This is a genomic window from Helicobacter didelphidarum (assembly GCF_003364195.1).
Taxonomy (GTDB): Bacteria; Campylobacterota; Campylobacteria; order Campylobacterales; family Helicobacteraceae; genus Helicobacter_A; species Helicobacter_A didelphidarum.
The window spans coordinates 308,049-327,475 of the sequence record NZ_NXLQ01000001.1 but is presented as its reverse complement, the minus strand read 5'-3'; the positions used below and the strand labels follow the sequence as shown (position 1 = coordinate 327,475).

The window sequence follows — 19,427 nt, the reverse complement described above, 5'->3', positions numbered from 1 at the left end:
ATCATAAAATACTTGGTTGTATTTTTCTTAAATTGTTTTGATGTGTTAAATTTTATTGTGATATTTTTATTATTTATTCAAAGTTGTAAATATTTTAGTGAATATTCTAAACTTTAAAGTATTTTTTGCTATAATCACGATACTTTAGTTTAAAATAAATGTTTGGAATTTTGGATTTTTGTAGTAGGGTAGGACATGATTTCTTATTGTGATAAATATGTGCAAATCAAGCTTATTCAAGATAGTAAAATTCTCAATAAAGTATTAGCTTATGCGGACAAGCATTTTAGTCGTCATTATAGATTATCTAGTTCTGTATTGATTCTTGATGATGGAGAAATTGTTAAAAAAAATTACCTTATTAATTGGTGTTATCATGCCATAAACAATACAGAATCTTCCGAACAAATTAGTATCGAAGAAATTTTAGCACACAGCCACTTACCCATACGCATTAAAATTATTAAATCTACGGATATGCTTGAAAAAATACGCATCAAGATTCAAATGCTTGGAACTTCTCGTATTATTCTTACATTAAGTAAAAGAAATCGTGTTGCAGAACGTTATATCAAAGCAATGTTTGGAGAGCATTATATTGGCATTAGTCAAAATGAAATCTATCTGCAATCTCATAATGAATATTTTTGGGAAAAAGTTGTACATTTTCTTGGTAATAAAATAATACATAATATTGTATTATCTTTTGAATATAGTGATTTTAATGCTGATGATTTTTCATTCTTAACCGCAGAAGAGAGAAATTTACGACAATGTTATGCAACTTTAGATTCTCAATTTGGTGATGATTTTGAATTAGTTAAAAAACGATATTTAAAACTTGCAAAAGAATATCATCCTGATAATTTTTATGGTGAAAGTGAAAGTGAAATCCTTAACTACACTACAAGATTTCATCAGATTACTGAAGCATATAAAAAAATTAAACGAGCAGGCTCACTAAAACATTCTTAGTTGTATATAAAACCAAAAAAGGTAAAAAATGATAAAATTACAACAAAAACAACTCTATACAATACCCCGTATAAAAATATGTATTGTATATGGGGGAATCTGAAATGAAAAAAAATAGTGAATATCATAATGATAATGTTCTGTCAAAAAAAATATCCGCAAAAAATCTTACCAACCACAACAAAGTCAATACAATAGGAATTGTTTTGCGTCCATATAGCATACATATTCAGCCTATTTTCCTTGATATTTATCACAAACTTATTAAGGCAAATATCAAGGTTATACTTGAATCTTCTAGTGCAAAAATGTTAGATATATCAAGCGTCTCAATAGAAGTTTGTAGTATGAAATATATTTGCAAACATGCAGATATGTTATTTAGTATTGGTGGCGATGGCACATTACTTTCATCTGCTCGAAAGAGTTATGGTAGTGAGATTGCTATTCTAGGCATTAATTCAGGGAGATTGGGCTACCTTACGATTACCTCACCCAATGAAATTGATATGATTATTCCACGCATACAATGTGGTAACTATTATATCAATAGACATTTAATGCTTGAAGCATATATTAAAGAAGAAAATAGACAATCGCGTAAGCAATCCTATTTTGCACTCAATGAATTTTTACTTTCTCATGCTGGGCTTGGTGGTATGGTAGAAATTGAAGCATACATTAATGGAATCCTCTTTAACCATTATCGACTTGATGGGCTTTTGGTTGCCACTCCAACAGGATCAAGTGCATATAACATTTCTGCTGGAGGAAGTCTTGTGTATCCTTCTTGTCGCAATGTATTGCTTACACCTATATGTGCACATGCACTCACACAGCGACCAATCATTTTAAATGACAGCTTTACCATAGAATTTAAATTAAAAACTAACGGTGCATTAATTGCCGATGGACAACAAAAAATCTCTATTTTACAAGGGCAGACTATTTGTATAAAAGTTGCAGAGTATGGTGCTATGCTTGTAGAGCTAGAACCATATTCTTATTTTATTCGTTTAAGAGATAAACTTGGTTGGGGACAGCTTGATTGATTTGACAATATACTGATTGGAATCTCAACAAAACCACTAAGCGATATTTATACACAAACAAAAATCTCTTAGATATTTTGTTTTGATTCTAAGAAAGAAAACTTTACATATTGTCATCTCAAGAAATTTTATACAGATTCTAGAATCTATACAAATAATAAGCATTAATGCCATAGGAGCTAAAAATCGTATTGTCATACAGATTTGTTTGTGGACTATTCGCACTTGCCCCAGTACTCAAAAGCTTGAGTGTCTCTCGCAAAGGCATATAATACGACGTATACGCTCCGATAACATGCTTTTTATAATTCCCCTCAACACCAGCTCTCAAAGTAAGTGCATTATATAATGCAGTGCCGACATCTTTTTGTCTCCCATCTCCTACTAATCTTTCACGCGATGCCCACATATATGAGATACTATAGCCAAGCCCAACACTTGCAGAGATTCCAAAAGATTTTGCATTGAGCAGTTTTTTCCCAACAAGTGCAGAAATATCGATATTCGCACCATCTCCGATATTATTAAAATATGATTGAAAATAGCTCGGATTTGGTGCAATATATGAGAGGATAAATGGAGCGTCTAATATCCAGCCTTTCGCATTTTCCCAATGTGGTGAAAGTATGAGGCTTGTTTTGTGATTGAGTCCTCCCGGGACACTATCAAAACCATATCCAATCCCAGCTCCAAAGCTATAAAGTTTGCCATTAGATTGCGTAGAATCTCCCACAATCGATTGAGTATTTTGCGATTGAGAATCTTTTACATCTCCTTGCACTCCTTGTGTCTGTGTAGCTGTCTCACTCTGTGTGATAGAGTGGGTATTCGCATTACCCATAGATTCATTGTCTGCATAGAGTGAATGCCTATCATTTAGAGATACTACAAGAGATAAAGTAGGGAGGAAATCCCCCCCCCCCCCCGCAATATTGTGTGGGGTTTGTGTGTTTGTAGCATTGAGAGATTGACTTGTAAAAGAAGCAAATGCAATATGACAATATACAATAGGTGCTATCAATGATAGTTGTAAAATCTTCATTATCCATTCCCTCCCCAAAGGTATTTGAGACCAATCGTAAATAAATGGAGCTGTCCAAAGCCATCGTGTGAGACAATGAAGCTCTTGCGATTGTCTTTGAGTGCAAGGGAGTAGCCAAAGCCTATATCAAGCTTATTGTTTAATAGTCTCTTTCTCCCACCAAAGCCCACCATATAGGCATTCGCATCAGGTATGCCAAATACTCCTTGTGGTGCAGGAGTCATATCATAGGCGACACTTGCCATGACTTTCCATGTATTGCCAAAGTAAGTATAGCCCAGACGATAGGCAGAGGCGTCCTTCCACCCATTACCATACGCTACTGCGGAGTAGTCAGCAGCATTTATCATACCTTCAATAGGCACAGAACCTGCCAATATACCCAAAGATGATAAATCAAATACTTGATTTGCATAGCCAAATTCAAAGATTCTCGCACTGCCATAGAAGGTCCGCTCATAGACAAACTCGATACGATTCCTCCCAAAATCCTGTGAGATAGCGACATTGAGGATAGGAGGTAAGTCTGAATAGAGTGTCAAATCCGCATCCATACCAATAGTATGTTGTTTTCCAAGTGCATATATTATAGAATTAGCATAAAGTTTCCCTTTCATATCCCAATGCACATTGGAGCGATAAGTCGCAGATATGGTAAGGCTCTTGAGTATCTCACTTGAGGTAAAAGCAAAAGGACGGATGCTTGCTGCTGCGTTCCACCCAAAGCCCCAAGCAGAACCATTTGAAGTTTGAGATACTTCCGTTGTTCCGTATGTATTTCCTGTTGTTGTATCACCTTTAAAATCCATAGGGACATACAAGGTGTTATTAAAGCTCCCAAAAGTATATATCGCACGGAACCCCCCTCCAATTGCTATGAAATCCCTCCAGCCAAGCGATATGACGGGATTCAACTCAAGCATAGCGATACTCACATCATCGAGAAATCCACCTCCTTCCCCCTCCCAATTCATCGAGAGTCCAGATGGTGTCGTGAATGACGCACCATAATTCATACGCAGATTCTCTGAAAGATGATAGCTCCGAGATTTAATAAAGAATTTCGGCACAGGCTGAATCGTCGTGATTGCCTTACCAGTTGCAGTGTAGGCAGGGGCTTCCCATGTTGGTGCAGTAGTTTTATCTGCTTCTTGATTCCCTTTAAAAAAACAACCATCACTTACATTGAAGAATGATTTAACTGTACACATTCCCTTATCTCTACCTACTGTATGAAAGTCAAATCCGGGTATGACAATCAATGTCCCATTGACCTCAAACTCATACTTCTCATTGTCTTTGCCTAAGCTCATATTTGCGGGATTATAGTAGGTCGAGTCAGCCCCATACGCCCCTGCGATATAGGCGGAGTTCAGTGCTGTGCCATTGAGGCTTTACTCAGGTAGGCGAAAGCCGGAGGCATAGACATGTGAGAGCATACCTCCTGAGACAAAAAGCATACTTGAGATAAAAAGCCTTTTTATGTAATTTTTACAATAGTTTTGTTGTTTCATATTTCTCCTTTTTATAGAAAGTATAAAAGCATTTTTGTAAAATCTATCAGAACTCTCTTATCATACTTTCGTATCATAAAGTCTTGTGATGACACAGAGTCCTAGATTATCAAGTTTTCATTCATTCAATCTTGCATTCAACCTTACTCATGACTATTTGCCCTATTGAGCGAATGCCAAATATCAATTTAATGAATACTATATTAAATTGTAGATTCTTCAGCTACACCTCAGAATGACAAGAAATCATGTTTATAATTACCAAAAACTATATTTTTACAATAACGAGAAACCAAGTCTTGAGTAACCATAAGATTCACAAGATTATCTGCCCCCTCCTAACCCTAAACAAGTTTTACAAAAACACTAGCTTTTAGTGTAACAAAATATTTCTAGAAATGTATCATGTTTCAATCCTATACCTCTTTGATTGTATTTATTAAGTTACATTTTGTAAAGATTATGCAAAATATACTTAAAATGGAATGAATATTAAATAGAAATATACAAAGTTATGAATTTCAAAAATCGTATTTTTACAACTTCTTACAAACCAAATGTATCACTCATTTTCACCCCAACGCATAAAAAGATTATGCCTAATCCCTAATACATCAAAATATTTCCCAATCAAAAAATCATGCAAAGATTCTAAATTATTGACGCCACTATAATATCCAACGATTGGCGGTGCGATACAGACACCACAAAGGGCAAGTTTGTGCATATTTTCAAGTAAAATCGGACTTAAGGGCATTTCGCGTACAGCGAGAATAAGCTTCCTTTGCTCCTTGAGACATATCGCTGCGACGCGTGTGAGCAAATTATCCTGCAAACCACAGGCAATGCGTGAAAGAGTGTTGGAACTTGTTGGTAGAATGATATAAGATTCAAAAGAGAAACTCCCACTTGCAAGCTTACTTGTGATTTTTGATTCAATACAAAGATTCTGTGTGCGGATTTTATAAATTTCATCAATGAGATTGAGATTTTTCTCTGCTTTGCAAAGAATATTTGCACTTTTGCTTGGCACGACATAAAGCATACTCCCTTTAGGGAATTTTTTAATAAAATGGAAACTTAACTCAAGAGAACTCCCACCGCTAATGCCTAAAACTATAATCCTTTGTGTATCATCTCTTTGTCTGGAGGATAAAAGGTGAGAATCTGCATTTTGTATCGCATGAGTAGTATTACATTGAGATTGCATATTACCTCTAAAATGAATTATTATTGAAAGTTAAGTTATTTTTAAGATTCTAAAAATATACAAAATTGTAACGATAAAAGTTGAATATCAATATAATATTAAGAAAGAAATCATCTACAACAAGCAAATAAAAATCCAAAAAATCACACTATAATTTGCCTAAAATCACTATAAAAATTTCAAAAAAATGATACAATAATGAGAAAATTATTAATTTAGAATTTTATGAATAAAATAAAAAAGGCAAAAAATGGGACTTGAAAGAGTAGCTAATATTGCTTTAGAAATCCTGCAAAATACTCAAAGCAAGGAGGCAATCTCTCTCTATAAAGAATTGGAATGTGGTAAAATGTTGCGTTCCAAGCTTGTCTTAAGTATAGTAGAGAATGAAAGTGCATATCGTTTATGTGCCATCATTGAATTGATACAAAGTGCTTCTTTATTGCATGATGATGTAATTGATGAGAGTTTATTACGACGAGGGAAAACAAGCATTAATGCAAAATTTGGAAATAAAACTGCAATTATGCTTGGTGATATACTTTATTCAAATGCGTTTTTTGAACTTTCAAAGTTTGATTCTCAAATTGCTCAAAGTCTCTCTCAAAGTGTTTCTTTATTGAGCATTGGTGAGCTAGAAGATGTGAGTTTAGAACAAAGCTTTAATAACAATGAGCAAAAATATCTTGATATGATTACACATAAAAGTGCTAGTCTCATTGCTGCAAGTGCGGAATGTGCGGCAATATTAGCTACCCATGAAAATCATAGGGATTATTATAAGTATGGATTATATCTTGGCATGGCATTTCAAATTATCGATGATATTTTGGACATTACGCAAAAAAGTGAGAATCTTGGCAAACCAGCATTAAGTGATTTTTGTTCAGGGAAAACGACGCTCCCATATATCTATCTTTATCATGAGTTAGACAATGATAAAAAAGCTTGGCTCAAATCACTTTTTAAAAAAAATCTTAATACAGATGATTTTGAGCATTTACATTCACTATTGCTTGAGAATCCAATTAAAAAAGCAAAGCAAAAAGCTTTGTTTTACGGGAATTTTGCATTGCAAATCGCACAAAAAGTAAAAAATAAAAAATTAGAATCTATTATAAATACAATGATTGAAAGAGATTTTTAATGTATATCGCAATTAGTTTTTCACATCAAAATACAAATGTTTCATTACGCGAAAAATTGCATTTTAGCGATGAGGAGAGTTTAGAATTTTTACCAATATTACATACTATTGAGGGTGTATCTGAAGTTATTTTGCTTTCAACTTGTAATCGCTGTGAAATTTATGCTTTTCTTGAAGAGTCAAAGGAAAAGCATTTCACTACACAAAAAAAATGCGATGAGAAAAAAGAATATATAGAACGATTAGATTCCTATAAAACAGATTCTACTCAAATACATTTTATACAACAGGGAAAAAATTATCAAGAACAAAGTTTGCAAAACAAAGATTCGTATAATATCTCACAGATTCAGAACATTACAGAAAATAATCATGGATTTATACAAGAAAGCATGGAGAGAATTATTGAATCTCTTGCGAAATTCAAATCAATTCATTCTTCTGAACTCGATAAAATAGCTATTATACAATTACAGAATCACGCAATACATCATATTTTTTGTGTTGCAAGTTCCTTACTTTCTGTTGTTGTAGGAGAAACACAAATCAGTGGACAACTGAAACATGCGTATAAATTAAGCTATGATAATAACTTTTGTGCGAAAGCACTTACGCGACTCATTCATTTTGCCTTTCGATGTGCTGCAAGTGTGAGGAGTAGGACAGATATTTCTAAAAATCCAATTTCTGTTGCTTCTGTGGCAGTGAATCTTGCCCTTGAGTACATCAATATACAATCTTGCAATGCTCATAATAACTTGGATTCTGTAGATTCCCATGCGAAAAATCCTATTATAAATTGCAACAATATACCACAAGATGATTCTTCATTGCAACTTTCTTATACTAATCAAGATATTTTACAAGAAAGCTCTTATTATCAGATTCCTACCAATAATACTAATAATGTATCAAAATCTTTAACAGAATCTCATCGTACAAATAATAATTGCAAAATCCTTATTATTGGTGTTGGCGAAATGGGTGTACTCTGTCTCAAACACTTATTAAAACATAGCGTGCATCTCACTCTTTGTAATCGCACACATGCAAATGCTCAAAAAATCCTTGATGATTTAGGGGTGCATCATGTGGAATTGCTTGATTTTTCTTTATTACAAGAAAATATTTATAAATATGATATTGTTTTAAGTGCCGTAGCTGGGGGAGCGATTCTCACTCAAGATATGCTCCTTATGAATCTCAAACAAGGACATGGACTCAATAAAAATATACAAAAGAAAATCTTTTTTGACCTCTCAATCCCTCGCAATTTCTCTTTTGATACAAATTCTTTAAAAGATTCTGGAATCTATAATCTCGAAGTCATTGGTGTTGATGATTTGAAGATAAAAGCACAACAACATATCCATTTGCGTGAGGAAAGTGCACGTGAAGCAATGGGGATTGTAGGGAAATTCACACTTGATTTTAGTCATTGGCTCTCATCTCTTGGTGTCGATCCTTTGATTAAAACTATGCGAACTCAAGCAAAACAAGCAAGCTTAAAAGAAATAAATCGCGCAATTAAAAAAGGATTTATCCCTGAAGCCCTGCGTGATAATGTTACAAAACTCGCACATAGTATATTTAATGAATTTCTCCATGCACCAACAATAAAGCTCAAATCGATGGCAGAAGATGAAAATTCAGATGCTATCTTAGAATCAATAGCGAATCTTTTTGGTACACAAGATAGAATCTTGCTTAATCGTTATAAATGTGAATATGATAATGAAACAAAATAATAGATTCCATATCTTTTGTTGTAAAAAGGTTTTACATTCAATAGAACATAGGATATAATTTGTAAATATTGCATTGTGGATTCTAAAAGGATGAGTTATTTCATCATAGAGTAAAGGATTTGCATGAAAAAGCTTTTATTATACATGATATTTCTTCTTTTTACACCGGACTTGTTAGCAAATTCTCTGAAGAACCCAAAGGACACAAAAAATGAGAATGACAAAGATTTAGTTTTGTTCCCAAAAAATAATACAGAGAGAGACAAACTACTTGATACACTGCAAAATATCGAAGATTTGCCACCATTACCACCTAGAAACCCTCAACACATTGATAACAGAGCAAAAGATAAGAACTCGTATAGACGATACGAGGGAGACCCAACGCCTAGTGATTGGTTTTATAATAATCCGTTTATTATGCGAGATTATTATGATGGTGGGGTTAAACCAAGATAAGATGAGATTTTAATATTGAATGGATTCTATTACATTTATATGCAAGAATTGTTTATCAAATGCAATGAAAGCACAGGGTTTAGGCATTATGAATATTACAAAGAAAATGAGAAAGTACACAGGCAATTTGAAAGCTTTACAAATGAGGTAAAATATTTTTTGGTTTTAGAATATATAATGAAAAAAAATTTATATATTTATATAATTTTCTACCACTTTTTTCTATATTTATATATTTTTTCTGTTATAATACTGAAGCTTAAAGAAAGTTTAAAAATGCCACAGAAGGCTTGGAAACTCCCTTACACTTTATAAGTTTATGGATTCTAAGAATCTATAAATAATATTGAAAAAAGATTTACTCAAATTAAGGATACTAAAGATATGTTGTGTCTCCGCAAAAGTCTTATAAAAAAACATATAATTAGAACTATACTATCTCTTGTAATGTTGGCAGGATTTTTTCCTAGCATTTTACAAGCAGAAAAAATTGGTGATCTCACAAGTATTGCGGGAGTTCGAGATAACCAGCTTATGGGTTATGGCATTGTAATTGGTCTCAATGGAACAGGTGATAAAGGTGGTTCCCAATTTACTGCACAATCTATGGCAAACATGTTGGAAACAATGAATGTAAAACTTAGTGCAAATGATATAAAATCAAAAAATGTAGCTGCCGTTATGGTAACAGCTTCTCTCCCTCCATTTGCAAGACAGGGAGATAAAATTGATATTAAAATTTCTAGCATAGGAGATGCAAAATCCTTGCAAGGTGGCACTTTGGTTATGACACCACTCAATGCGGTAGATGGACAGATTTATGCGGTTGCACAAGGAGCTATTAGTGTTGGGAAAGGCGATAGCCTTGTAAGTGGAACAATTAATGGTGGTGCGACAATCGAGAAAGAAGTAATTTACAATCTTGCAAATCAAAATAGCACAATTTTAAGTTTAAAAAAATCTGATTTCCAAAATGCTATAAAAGTGCAAAATAAACTTAATGAAGTCTTTGGTGATAAATCTGCTCAAGCTTTAGATTCTCGAACTATTAAAATTAACAAGCCAGATAATTTAAGCATGATTGAATATTTGGCACTCGTGCAAGAAGTAGATATTCCTTATTCATCACGTGAAAAAATTGTTATTGATGAAAAATCTGGCACAATTGTATCAGGACTTGGTATTAGTGTGCAACCTATTGTGATTACTCACGGCGATCTTACTCTCAAAATTACAAGTGATTTTGACACAAATTCAAATAGTGCAACAGTAGATTCTATGACACTTGACCCTAAAACGAACACTTTAAGCAGTAATGGTAAAATACCTACTGTTGCGAGTGTTGTACGTGCATTACAACGACTTGGTGTAAGCCCACAGAGTGTAATTTCAATCCTTGAAACCATGAAAAGAAGTGGAGCTATAGCTGCCGATATAGAGGTATTATAAACTTAAATATCTTTGAATATTCTTATCGTGAATAAAGTCTATAAGTAAGATAAATCAATATTTATTTGCTATTTAAATAAAGATTTTTTACTTACTATAAAAATGAGTATCCGGTATATGGCTCAATGAAAATCAGAAAATCTCCAACAATAATACCTTGTAAGCCTATTGGTGTATGTAATCTCTGTCCGCATAAAATCTGACCATAATCATTAAAATAAAATCGAAAAGTATCTCTTTCTTGACAAGTTGTTGGTTGTTTGAGTTGCAATATCTCAAGTCTTGAGCTTTCATTCAAGCGAAAATCAATCAAAGCATTATCTTTACAAAATCCTGTAATATTGGTATTATTATAGCCACTCAAACATTGTGAGCTACTCACATGAAGTGCAACTATATCTCCCGCTAGAGGACGTCTATCAAAATCTGTTGTATTTGCAAATCTCGGTGTATCACGATAGATAGAGAGTGCATTTTTTGTATAGATTCCACTTGTATGAAATTGCACTTGCCAATAAAAATTTTCATAAACAGATAATAATCGCTTAGAATCTACTCTCGCAAATGAATAAATATTTCCGAAATCAGTATGTCCAAGTGTAGAGCTATCAATCATCGCAAGGATTCTAGCATGCTTCAAGGCGTAAAGTGTAGTAAGAGCAGATCGCGTTTTATTTTGTAGGGAAAAGGTATAAGAAAGCCAAGCACCTGAAGATATGTAAAAAAGGATGCCAATTGCAAAAATTATTTCAATAATTTTCATATTATCATTCTAGTGTTTTTCACAAACAGAATTCAATATACTTCTGTTGTATACAAAACTGGAAACCACCTACAAAAATGAATGATGTAAGACATGACATAGCAAAGCAAATAACTCAATTTCTGTGTGCTTAATTTTTAGTAGTGAATCAATAAATGATGATATAATGATAAGTTAACGATTATACTTTTTATTAAACCGTTCAACTCTTCCTGTTGTATCTGCAATCTTATCGCTCCCAGTGTAGAAAGGATGGCAAAAACTGGAAATGTCAATACGCAATTCCGGCTTAGTGCTTAACACTTCAATTTCTCTGCCACTTGTTACGCAAGTTACTTTACATGGAATATACTGTGGGTGAATATTCTTTTTCATATCAAAACTCCAAACTTTAATAAAAGAGCTAATTCTACCAAAATAAAACTTAAATACAGCTTTTATATTTCAATTTTATCACAAATTTTGATATAATTCTTAATTTAAGATTCCAAAATAAAGGCTATATCTATGAATACAGAAAGAAAGAATAAAAAACAACACGAAACTATAGAATCTCTTGACTTTGAAGCACATATTGAAAGAGTAAAAAATATCATTCAATCTCTTAATAACAATGAAATCAATCTTAAAGATGGTTTGCAACTTTATCGTGAAGCACAAAAGCATTTAGGAGTTGCCAACCAGATGTTAGAAGATGCTGAATTTGAACTTAAAAACGCCCTTGAGCAAAAATAATTGATACACAAAAGGAACATCATGAAAGAATTGATTTTAGAAAATTTTAGTAATAATATAGCAATTTTTCAACTTGAGAATCTAATGGATACAACACGAATTAACACTTACATGAAATCTCTTCCGCAAGGCACAATTATTTTATTTGGAGAATATGTTCTTGAACCATTTTTCTCTGAACAATGGAAAATAAATCCTCCACAAGAATTAAAAGACAAAAATAAACTTGATTTCCTTATGGAATTTTGCAAGGAGTATAGACATACCCTCGTAATTCCATCTGTGCAATATAAAAATAAAGGATACTATAAAAATATGGTAATTTTTGCAAATGGAAAATCTTATACCTATACACAACAACGAATGATTCAATATGATCATTGGAATGAAGTCAATTTCTTTTCTAATGATACAACAAAGTTACCCAAAACACCATTTATTTTTCGTGCGGGAAATCTTAAAGTTGGTATTTTATTTGGATTTGAAGCACATTTTGATGAATTTTGGATGGGATTCAAAAAAGCTTGTGTTGATGTTGTTCTTGTTGCAACTGCCAGCACTTTTTCATCTCAAGAGCGTTGGAAAAGTCTTTTAACAACACATTCTTTTACAAATTCATGCTATGTTTTCCGTGCCAATCGTATAGGTAAATACAAGGCAAATGATGGTTATGAATGGGATTTTTATGGTCATAGTTTTGTAAGTCTTGGACAAAAGATTATTGATTCTTTAAATGCAGATGAAGGTATGTTATGCGTAGAACTTGATACTCAATCCTTGCAAAATCTTAAAGATGAGTGGAAGTTCCGTGAATAATGAATTATAAAATTTTTATTGCATTTACAAATCAATAAGAGCAAACTGATACATTTATTTAGATATTCTTTGATGTGTTAAATGAGTAAAATTACCAGCATTTTCTTGCCTTAATGGATATAAAATTTCATATAAAATCTTTAAGCATCTCGAATATTTTGTATTCTTTTTTGTTTTTTTGTATATAAACTAGAAATTTTATTCTATAACTTTTCTAAAAATAGTTCACTACCTGTTTTTCTCAAACATGAACCTTCAACAACGATAAATACTTTAAACTAAAATGTCTATTTCAAAAATTTGTTGTTGTAACTCTATAAATTATATAATTTCATTATCTATTAATTTGCTATTGTGCAGTAAAAATTCTATAACAAATAATCCTTATGATATAAATTTTATGTTGTATCATTTTTCACAAGGCAATACAATGGATTTAAAACAGGGTAAAATAGTTATTTTTAGTGGAGCAGGAATAAGTGCGGATTCTGGGCTTGCGACTTTCAGAGATAATGATGGCTTGTGGAGTAAATATAATGTAATGGAAGTATGTAACTATAAAAATTGGAGAAGAAATTATAAGTTAGTGCATGAATTTTACAATCTTCGACGACAAGAGTTGCAAACCACAAAACCAAATATTGCTCATGAAATTGTCTGCAAACTCACAGAAGAATTTGAAGTGATAAATATTACACAAAATGTTGATGACTTATTAGAACGTGCTGGTTGCAAAGACGTTATTCATCTACATGGTTTTTTAAAAGAATTGCGTTGTGAGGAATGTGAAACAATCTTTGAAATTGGATATGAACAATATAATTTCACACCCTGTCCCACATGCAATGCAACATTACTAAAACCAAATATTGTATTTTTCTTTGAGCATGCACCACAATATCAAAAGATGTATAATATCTTCGATTCGGTTTGCGAAAATGATATTATTATAGTAATTGGAACAAGTGGTGAAGTTATCAATATCAACTCTTTAGTAAATAAAGGATATAAGATTTTAAATAATTTGGAATCAAGAGATATGATTGATGAAAGTTTGTTTGATAGTATTTATTTAGAATCTAGCACTACCGCATTACCAAAAATTTACAAAGAAATCAAAAAAATAAAATCATTATAGAAACCCCAAAAAACACTCAAATAGCAAAAGATATTTTCAAAAGTTTAGAATTGCATATAAAAAATTTTCCAATACTTTGCATGAATATACGGGGAGGTATTACATGTCTAGGAACTTCTTTGTCCTTAATATTATATTTTCTTATAAAAATCTCTTTTTTATTTAATTATCAAGCACATAAGGGAAACATTACGGTAATCTATACTTTATAGTGTATTAATAATTTATTACAAAAACTTTTGTTACTGAAAATTTTTATCCAATATTGAATTGGTAAAGTTTATTCATCACAGTGCATTATAAAATATATATCCATATTTTATAATTTTATTAATTGTATATTATGACTGCAAATTGCCGAAAGTTCCATGTTCGTTAAAGACTGATTGAATAGGCTCACTTTTTTCTAACATAGTATTTTCATTGTGTATATTTTTTGCTTTCGTTGCACCATCAAACAATACATTCACTAAAATTGCGGGGTATTTTTTAAATTGCTTGAAAAGTAACTTACGTAAAAAAGCAAAAAGATTTTGTTCTAAAACCTTAGAATCATTCAATAAATTAGGTTTTGCATTTGCAAGAAAAGCATGCAGGTTATCCATAACAAATTTTGTTAATTCTTTCTCTTCATGTTGTCCGACAAGTCCAAAAACATTGATTCTGTGTTCTAACAATTTTTTTTCTTGTTGCAAAAAGTGGAGTGTTAAAATAAATATCCCATCATTTGCAAGTAAATTACGCTCACTAATTACTTCATGATCAAGAATTCTGTTTGCTTGATTATCTACAAATGTCTTCCCTGTGCGAATCGATTTTACCTTACGCATATAGTTTGGATTTACTTCAATTTGATCGCCATCTTCCATAAGATAAATATTTTTTTCTAACACACCGCACGCAATAGCTGTTTGTTTATGTTTTGAAATATGATTAAACTCTCCATGAACAGGTAAAAAGAATTTTGGCTTAATGAGACGCAACATAAGCTTTTGTTCTTCTTGTGCGGCATGCCCACTTACATGTATTTCACTAAAATCTTGATAGGCTACTTTTGCTCCTGTTTTCATAATAAGGTTAATGACTGCCGAAACACTTCCTTCATTGCCCGGTATTGCTTTTGCAGAAAGAATTATCATATCTGTTGGTTTAATCTTAATGTGCCTATGTTCATCTGTTGCCATGCGATAGAGAGCACTCATTGTTTCACCTTGACTACCCGTGGTAACGATTAATACTTCCTCATCTGGATATTTTAATACCTCATGTGCCTCAATAAATACCTTGCTTGGTAAATCAATATATCCCAATTCGCGTGATATTTCTAAATTTTTTTCCATAGAACGTCCAATAACTGCAACTTTACGATTATATTTTAACCCATAATGGATAGCTTGATAAACGCGATGAATATTAGAACTGAATGTACTCATAATAACTCTACCTGTCGCATTTTTAAAGAGATTATCAAATGTTGGTCCTACACTTGCTTCACTTGGAGTAACACCGGATTTGTGTGAATTTGTAGAATCACTTAACAAAAGCATAACACCTTCCTCGCCATAATGTGCTAATCTATGTAAGTCTGTTGGCAAATTATCAATAGGGGTATGATCTATTTTAAAATCTCCCGTATGTAAAATTATCCCCGCTTCTGTGCGAATAGCAAGTGCAGAACTATCAATGATACTATGAGTAATATGTATCCATTCAACTTCAAAATCTGCGATTCTTATTGGTGTACGTTTTTCAACAATATGAAAAAGCCCCTTATATCGTTTTAGACCATGTTCTTCAAATTTTGCACCAACAAGCCCAAGTGCAAGCGGTGTACCATAAAGTGGAAACTGAAATTGTTTATAAAAATAAGGGACAGCACCAATATGATCCTCATGAGCATGAGTAATGAGAACTGCAACAATTTTATTTTTAATACTTTCAATATAATGAAAATCAGGTATTAAAATATCAACACCAGGCATTGTTTCATCAGGAAAGCTCATACCAATATCAATTATGATCGCACTAGATTCTGTTTCAATCACAGTCATATTTCCACCAATTTCACCTAAGCCACCAAGAGGGGTAATACGAATTTTTGCATTTGTATTCAAATTAAGTTTGTGATGGGGATTAAGAGAGCCTTTTTGAATCTTATGATTAGACTCCACGCCTTTTTTAAGATCTTTATGGAAAGATAGTGTGCCTTTTTCAGTAGGAGATTGAATCTTTCTTGTTCCATCATCATGTTTTTCATTACCTTCATAACCATTATTGTTTTTTATAGCATGTTTATTTTCGCCTGTCCACCTTTTACTTTCACTATTTTCACTTCTAAATTGTGACTTAAAGTTACGTTTTCTGTCGTCATTTCCATGTTCTTGTTCCCGTGCATTGACTTTTTTATTTTTATTACCATTTGTATGTCTCGTCTTATCCTTTGCACTAATACCATGCGTTTTTGTATTTGCTTGTGTGTAATTCTTCTTTATTTCTGAATTTTCACCTGTTATGTTTCTCGCCTGTTTTATTTGATTTTCCTTGTTATCCATGTTATTCCTTTAAATTATTACCTAATAATTGTGCTATTGAGAGATATGTTTGCGTTGATACCTCATGTGGGCGAATATCGTTTCGCAAATTTAATGCATAAAAGATTTTCTGCATATCTTGCTTTGATAACATATCCATTAAATTAGAAAAAAGCTTTTTTCTCGGGCTTTTAAAAGCATGTTTCAAAAGCAATTCTAAATTATCTGGAATCTCTTTTGAAAATCTCTCAAAACAAAATACAGCCGAATACACTTTTGGTTGAGGTATAAAGCATTGTGGAGAAACCTCAAACAGATAAGAAATAGTGCCATAAGACTCTGAAAGAACACTCAGAGCACAAAAATCTTTACTTGAAACTTTTGCACAAAATTTCTGTGCAACTTCTCGTTGAGTCATAACGAGAAAACCACAACATTGTTTATCTCTCATTGCACGCAAAATAATAGGTGTTGCAATATAATAAGGGAGATTTGATACCAAAAAATATTCGCTTTCAAATAAATAACCATTGCCCTTACAAATCTTTAATACATCTGCTTCTTCAAGAGTAAGTCGCTTATTTACTAAAAATTCATTCAATACTCGCTTTGCCCGTGCGATAAGATTGCTATCGACTTCATAAGTCAATACATTATATTTATCTAAAAGCTTTCTGGTTAAATCACCCAATCCAACCCCTATTTCAATGAGTTGCACTTTTTTTAATTCTATACTCTGTGCCACATTGTAGGGAATGGATTTGATGATCTTATCTAAAATAACTTCATCTTGTAAAAAATTTTGTCCTAAACTCTTCTTTGCTTTCATTTGAGTTTCTTTTTCTTTAATATTTTTACAAGATGAATATTTTACTTCTTGTTTATGCCTCCTCTTGCAATCCTTTATCAATCTTTGTTGTTGCATTTTGCTATCTTAATAATAAGTTTTTTCAAAGCCATTATAATTACTCATCAAGAATTTCAACTACCACAAAACCATCATCTGTATGTTGTGCAGAATAGTGAAAAACTTGTGATTTGATTGCATTTTCCATTTCTGCTACCATTGAAGGTGCTACTGCATCAATTTCTGAATCAATCGCTACTTTTAATGCTTGAGATTCTTCTTTTGATAACTTCTTTGAATCTTGGCGATGTGCAATCAATGTTTCCATTGCAACAAATTTTGCGAATTCTTTCATTGCGTGTAATGATAATTTAAATTCAGCAATTTGAGCCTGACATATAACTTTTTTTGCTTGATTATCTGTATTATTTGTGATAAATTTTGTAAATCTAATTGAAATAAAAATTTCTGTGCCAAGTTTTTTGAGTGCATTATCCCAAGCTTTTGCATTTGTATCTACATTAATATTATTTTGTGCAGTTTTATCATGTAGTCTCAATCGCAATTCATCATCTCCAGCTATTTCATATCTTATTTCTTTGATAAATTCTTTTTCAAGTTCCTTAATTACCTCTTCATTCATGCATTTTGGCAGATTCACTCCAATAGCATTTGTAAGGGAAATTGTTAAAGCAAGAAAAAAACTAAACAATATTTTACTCATAACCACCTCCATTAAAGCCTTATTTCACCAAAACTAATTTTATTTTTTAAAGTTTTTATAATTTCTTAAAAAATATTCTATAAAAATTCAATGATAAAATAACAAAAGTTCATATTGTGATTTATATTTACACTTTTAACAATCATATTAAACATATTTTCTAGTATAATTCTTTTATCTTTGAAATTATATCTATTTTTAATTATGAAGTAAAGGTAATTATGACAAATTTAGCAAAAAGAATTATTCCATGCCTTGATATTAAAGATGGTAGAGTTGTAAAGGGTGTCAATTTTGTGCAGTTAAAAGATGCAGGGAATCCCCTTGAAGTTGCAAAACGTTACAATGATTATGGAGCAGATGAACTCGTTTTTCTTGACATTAATGCATCTCACGAAGGACGTAAAGCAACTTTAAATGTCATAGAATCTATTGCTAAAGAAGTTTTTATTCCACTTACGATAGGAGGAGGAATCTCTACCTTGCAAGATATTTCAGATATGCTGAATGCCGGTTGCGATAAAGTAAGTTTAAACTCTTCTGCACTTAACACTCCATCATTTATTAATGAAAGTGCAGAAAAATTTGGCACACAATGTATTACGATTGCTATTGATGTAAAAAAGAGACAAGATTCTACTATTGGAGTTTTTACACATGGTGGACGTAATGATAGTGGACGCAACATGCAAGATTGGTTGCAAGAAGTAAAAGAACGCGGTGCAGGCGAAATACTACTCACAAGTATGGATACGGATGGAACAAAACTAGGTTTTGACATAGAAAAATTACGCATTGCTATGGAGGTATGTGATTTACCCCTTATCGCAAGTGGTGGTGCTGGAAACAAAGAGCATATTTTAGCGGCATTTGAACTTGGTGTTAATGCGGCTTTGGCTGCAAGTATCTTTCACTATCAGGAAGTTAGTATTATGGAATTAAAAGAATATTTAAGAAAACATAATATTCCTGTAAGAATCTAGAAAAAACTTGAAATCCTTATAAATTTAATAATATTTAAATATAATCAAAGAAAGATAAGAATAAATTTTTGTCGCTTATACTATGCTATATATTTTCTCATAATACTTCTTGTAAATTGAATCATTTATAAATAATCTAGAGATATTTAACTTCATATATTTCTAGGGAAAATCAAAACACATATTAACTTATTTTAGAATCGATTCACAAAATTATCTATTGACAAAGAGAGTAGTAACTATGAAACATTATTTTCTTTCAAAAATATATTCTATAAGATTCTCAAAGCAGTC

At 32.0% G+C, this 19,427-nt stretch carries 18 protein-coding genes; 10 read left to right on the top strand and 8 right to left on the bottom strand.

All coding sequences use genetic code 11. The features are described from left to right. Window positions 1–195: 195 nt before the first annotated feature. Together CQA53_RS01320 and CQA53_RS01315 are read left to right on the top strand one after the other, a co-directional pair. A complete protein-coding gene (locus tag CQA53_RS01320; protein ID WP_115542197.1) occupies window positions 196–975 on the top strand; it encodes a J domain-containing protein in 780 nt (259 codons plus the stop codon). A 104-nt stretch (window positions 976–1,079) separates the two neighbouring features. Continuing rightward, the gene (locus CQA53_RS01315) at window positions 1,080–2,027 is read left to right on the top strand and encodes an NAD(+)/NADH kinase (protein WP_115542196.1); all 948 of its coding nucleotides are present in this window, start codon (window positions 1,080–1,082) and stop codon (window positions 2,025–2,027) included. 139 nt (window positions 2,028–2,166) lie between these two features. Here CQA53_RS01315 and CQA53_RS01310 read toward each other — a convergent pair whose 3' ends face one another. From CQA53_RS01310 to CQA53_RS01300, 3 genes are all read right to left on the bottom strand, one after another. Beyond that, the gene (locus tag CQA53_RS01310) at window positions 2,167–3,069 is read right to left on the bottom strand and encodes a hypothetical protein (protein ID WP_115542195.1); all 903 of its coding nucleotides are present in this window, start codon (window positions 3,067–3,069) and stop codon (window positions 2,167–2,169) included. Beyond that, complete coding sequence (locus CQA53_RS01305) at window positions 3,069–4,430, bottom strand: OmpP1/FadL family transporter (protein WP_281271157.1); 1,362 nt, start codon at window positions 4,428–4,430, stop codon at window positions 3,069–3,071. Before CQA53_RS01305 ends, CQA53_RS01310 begins: the two co-directional genes overlap by 1 nt. 715 nt (window positions 4,431–5,145) lie before the next feature. Next, on the bottom strand, window positions 5,146–5,793 hold the full coding sequence (locus CQA53_RS01300; RefSeq protein ID WP_115542193.1) for a UbiX family flavin prenyltransferase: 648 nt from the start codon (window positions 5,791–5,793) through the stop codon (window positions 5,146–5,148). Between the two features lie 250 nt (window positions 5,794–6,043). Between CQA53_RS01300 and CQA53_RS01295 the strand changes: the two genes are divergently transcribed. The 4 genes from CQA53_RS01295 (at window position 6,044) to CQA53_RS01275 (ending at window position 10,596) form a co-directional block, all read left to right on the top strand. Then, on the top strand, window positions 6,044–6,940 hold the full coding sequence (locus CQA53_RS01295; protein ID WP_115542192.1) for a polyprenyl synthetase family protein: 897 nt from the start codon (window positions 6,044–6,046) through the stop codon (window positions 6,938–6,940). Next, window positions 6,940–8,688: a glutamyl-tRNA reductase gene (locus CQA53_RS01290; protein ID WP_115542191.1), complete on the top strand. Its 1,749-nt coding sequence runs from the start codon at window positions 6,940–6,942 to the stop codon at window positions 8,686–8,688. The genes CQA53_RS01295 and CQA53_RS01290 overlap by 1 nt, the downstream gene beginning before the upstream one ends. A gap of 123 nt (window positions 8,689–8,811) precedes the next feature. Then, a complete protein-coding gene (locus CQA53_RS01285) occupies window positions 8,812–9,147 on the top strand; it encodes a hypothetical protein (protein ID WP_115542190.1) in 336 nt (111 codons plus the stop codon). A 420-nt stretch (window positions 9,148–9,567) separates the two neighbouring features. Then, window positions 9,568–10,596: a flagellar basal body P-ring protein FlgI gene (locus CQA53_RS01275; RefSeq protein ID WP_407918836.1), complete on the top strand. Its 1,029-nt coding sequence runs from the start codon at window positions 9,568–9,570 to the stop codon at window positions 10,594–10,596. A 94-nt stretch (window positions 10,597–10,690) separates the two neighbouring features. Here CQA53_RS01275 and CQA53_RS01270 read toward each other — a convergent pair whose 3' ends face one another. Beyond that, window positions 10,691–11,359, bottom strand: coding sequence for a hypothetical protein (locus tag CQA53_RS01270; RefSeq protein ID WP_115542188.1), 669 nt, complete (start codon window positions 11,357–11,359; stop codon window positions 10,691–10,693). A 174-nt stretch (window positions 11,360–11,533) separates the two neighbouring features. Continuing rightward, on the bottom strand, window positions 11,534–11,734 hold the full coding sequence (gene rpmE / locus CQA53_RS01265; RefSeq protein WP_115542187.1) for a 50S ribosomal protein L31: 201 nt from the start codon (window positions 11,732–11,734) through the stop codon (window positions 11,534–11,536). Between the two features lie 132 nt (window positions 11,735–11,866). On the opposite strand from rpmE, the gene xseB reads away from it, so the two are divergent. The 3 genes from xseB to CQA53_RS01250 all read left to right on the top strand — a co-directional run bounded on the left by xseB (window position 11,867) and on the right by CQA53_RS01250 (window position 14,048). Beyond that, window positions 11,867–12,094, top strand: a complete 228-nt coding sequence (gene xseB / locus CQA53_RS01260; RefSeq protein ID WP_115542186.1) for an exodeoxyribonuclease VII small subunit — start codon at window positions 11,867–11,869, stop codon at window positions 12,092–12,094. A gap of 21 nt (window positions 12,095–12,115) precedes the next feature. Further along, window positions 12,116–12,910: a carbon-nitrogen hydrolase family protein gene (locus tag CQA53_RS01255; protein ID WP_115542185.1), complete on the top strand. Its 795-nt coding sequence runs from the start codon at window positions 12,116–12,118 to the stop codon at window positions 12,908–12,910. A gap of 430 nt (window positions 12,911–13,340) precedes the next feature. Then, a complete protein-coding gene (locus CQA53_RS01250) occupies window positions 13,341–14,048 on the top strand; it encodes an SIR2 family NAD-dependent protein deacylase (RefSeq protein WP_115542184.1) in 708 nt (235 codons plus the stop codon). Window positions 14,049–14,389: 341 nt separating this feature from the next. On the opposite strand, the gene CQA53_RS01245 is transcribed toward CQA53_RS01250, so the two are convergent. From CQA53_RS01245 to CQA53_RS01235, 3 genes are read right to left on the bottom strand one after another with little or no spacing between them, the layout of a single operon-like run. Continuing rightward, window positions 14,390–16,600: a ribonuclease J gene (locus tag CQA53_RS01245; protein ID WP_115542183.1), complete on the bottom strand. Its 2,211-nt coding sequence runs from the start codon at window positions 16,598–16,600 to the stop codon at window positions 14,390–14,392. Between the two features lies 1 nt (window position 16,601). Then, window positions 16,602–17,504, bottom strand: coding sequence for a 16S rRNA (adenine(1518)-N(6)/adenine(1519)-N(6))-dimethyltransferase RsmA (rsmA, locus tag CQA53_RS01240; protein ID WP_115542182.1), 903 nt, complete (start codon window positions 17,502–17,504; stop codon window positions 16,602–16,604). Window positions 17,505–17,544: 40 nt separating this feature from the next. Beyond that, window positions 17,545–18,150, bottom strand: a complete 606-nt coding sequence (locus CQA53_RS01235) for a hypothetical protein (RefSeq protein ID WP_115542181.1) — start codon at window positions 18,148–18,150, stop codon at window positions 17,545–17,547. 221 nt (window positions 18,151–18,371) lie between these two features. Here CQA53_RS01235 and hisF point away from each other — a divergent pair, with 221 nt between their 5' ends. Beyond that, a complete protein-coding gene (gene hisF / locus CQA53_RS01230) occupies window positions 18,372–19,133 on the top strand; it encodes an imidazole glycerol phosphate synthase subunit HisF (RefSeq protein WP_115542180.1) in 762 nt (253 codons plus the stop codon). Window positions 19,134–19,427 lie beyond the last annotated feature (294 nt).

Excerpts from the sequence above, each read along its gene's own strand:
- CQA53_RS01320 (WP_115542197.1), top strand. The coding sequence starts at position 196 with ATGATTTCTTATTGTGATAAATATGTGCAAATCAAGCTTATTCAAGAT.
- CQA53_RS01235 (WP_115542181.1), bottom strand. The coding sequence starts at position 18,150 with ATGAGTAAAATATTGTTTAGTTTTTTTCTTGCTTTAACAATTTCCCTT.
- CQA53_RS01300 (WP_115542193.1), bottom strand. The coding sequence starts at position 5,793 with ATGCAATCTCAATGTAATACTACTCATGCGATACAAAATGCAGATTCT.
- rsmA (WP_115542182.1), bottom strand. The coding sequence starts at position 17,504 with ATGCAACAACAAAGATTGATAAAGGATTGCAAGAGGAGGCATAAACAA.
- CQA53_RS01315 (WP_115542196.1), top strand. The coding sequence starts at position 1,080 with ATGAAAAAAAATAGTGAATATCATAATGATAATGTTCTGTCAAAAAAA.
- CQA53_RS01310 (WP_115542195.1), bottom strand. The coding sequence starts at position 3,069 with ATGAAGATTTTACAACTATCATTGATAGCACCTATTGTATATTGTCAT.
- CQA53_RS01295 (WP_115542192.1), top strand. The coding sequence starts at position 6,044 with ATGGGACTTGAAAGAGTAGCTAATATTGCTTTAGAAATCCTGCAAAAT.
- CQA53_RS01285 (WP_115542190.1), top strand. The coding sequence starts at position 8,812 with ATGAAAAAGCTTTTATTATACATGATATTTCTTCTTTTTACACCGGAC.
- CQA53_RS01255 (WP_115542185.1), top strand. The coding sequence starts at position 12,116 with ATGAAAGAATTGATTTTAGAAAATTTTAGTAATAATATAGCAATTTTT.
- CQA53_RS01290 (WP_115542191.1), top strand. The coding sequence starts at position 6,940 with ATGTATATCGCAATTAGTTTTTCACATCAAAATACAAATGTTTCATTA.
- CQA53_RS01270 (WP_115542188.1), bottom strand. The coding sequence starts at position 11,359 with ATGAAAATTATTGAAATAATTTTTGCAATTGGCATCCTTTTTTACATA.
- CQA53_RS01250 (WP_115542184.1), top strand. The coding sequence starts at position 13,341 with ATGGATTTAAAACAGGGTAAAATAGTTATTTTTAGTGGAGCAGGAATA.
- hisF (WP_115542180.1), top strand. The coding sequence starts at position 18,372 with ATGACAAATTTAGCAAAAAGAATTATTCCATGCCTTGATATTAAAGAT.
- CQA53_RS01245 (WP_115542183.1), bottom strand. The coding sequence starts at position 16,600 with ATGGATAACAAGGAAAATCAAATAAAACAGGCGAGAAACATAACAGGT.
- xseB (WP_115542186.1), top strand. The coding sequence starts at position 11,867 with ATGAATACAGAAAGAAAGAATAAAAAACAACACGAAACTATAGAATCT.
- rpmE (WP_115542187.1), bottom strand. The coding sequence starts at position 11,734 with ATGAAAAAGAATATTCACCCACAGTATATTCCATGTAAAGTAACTTGC.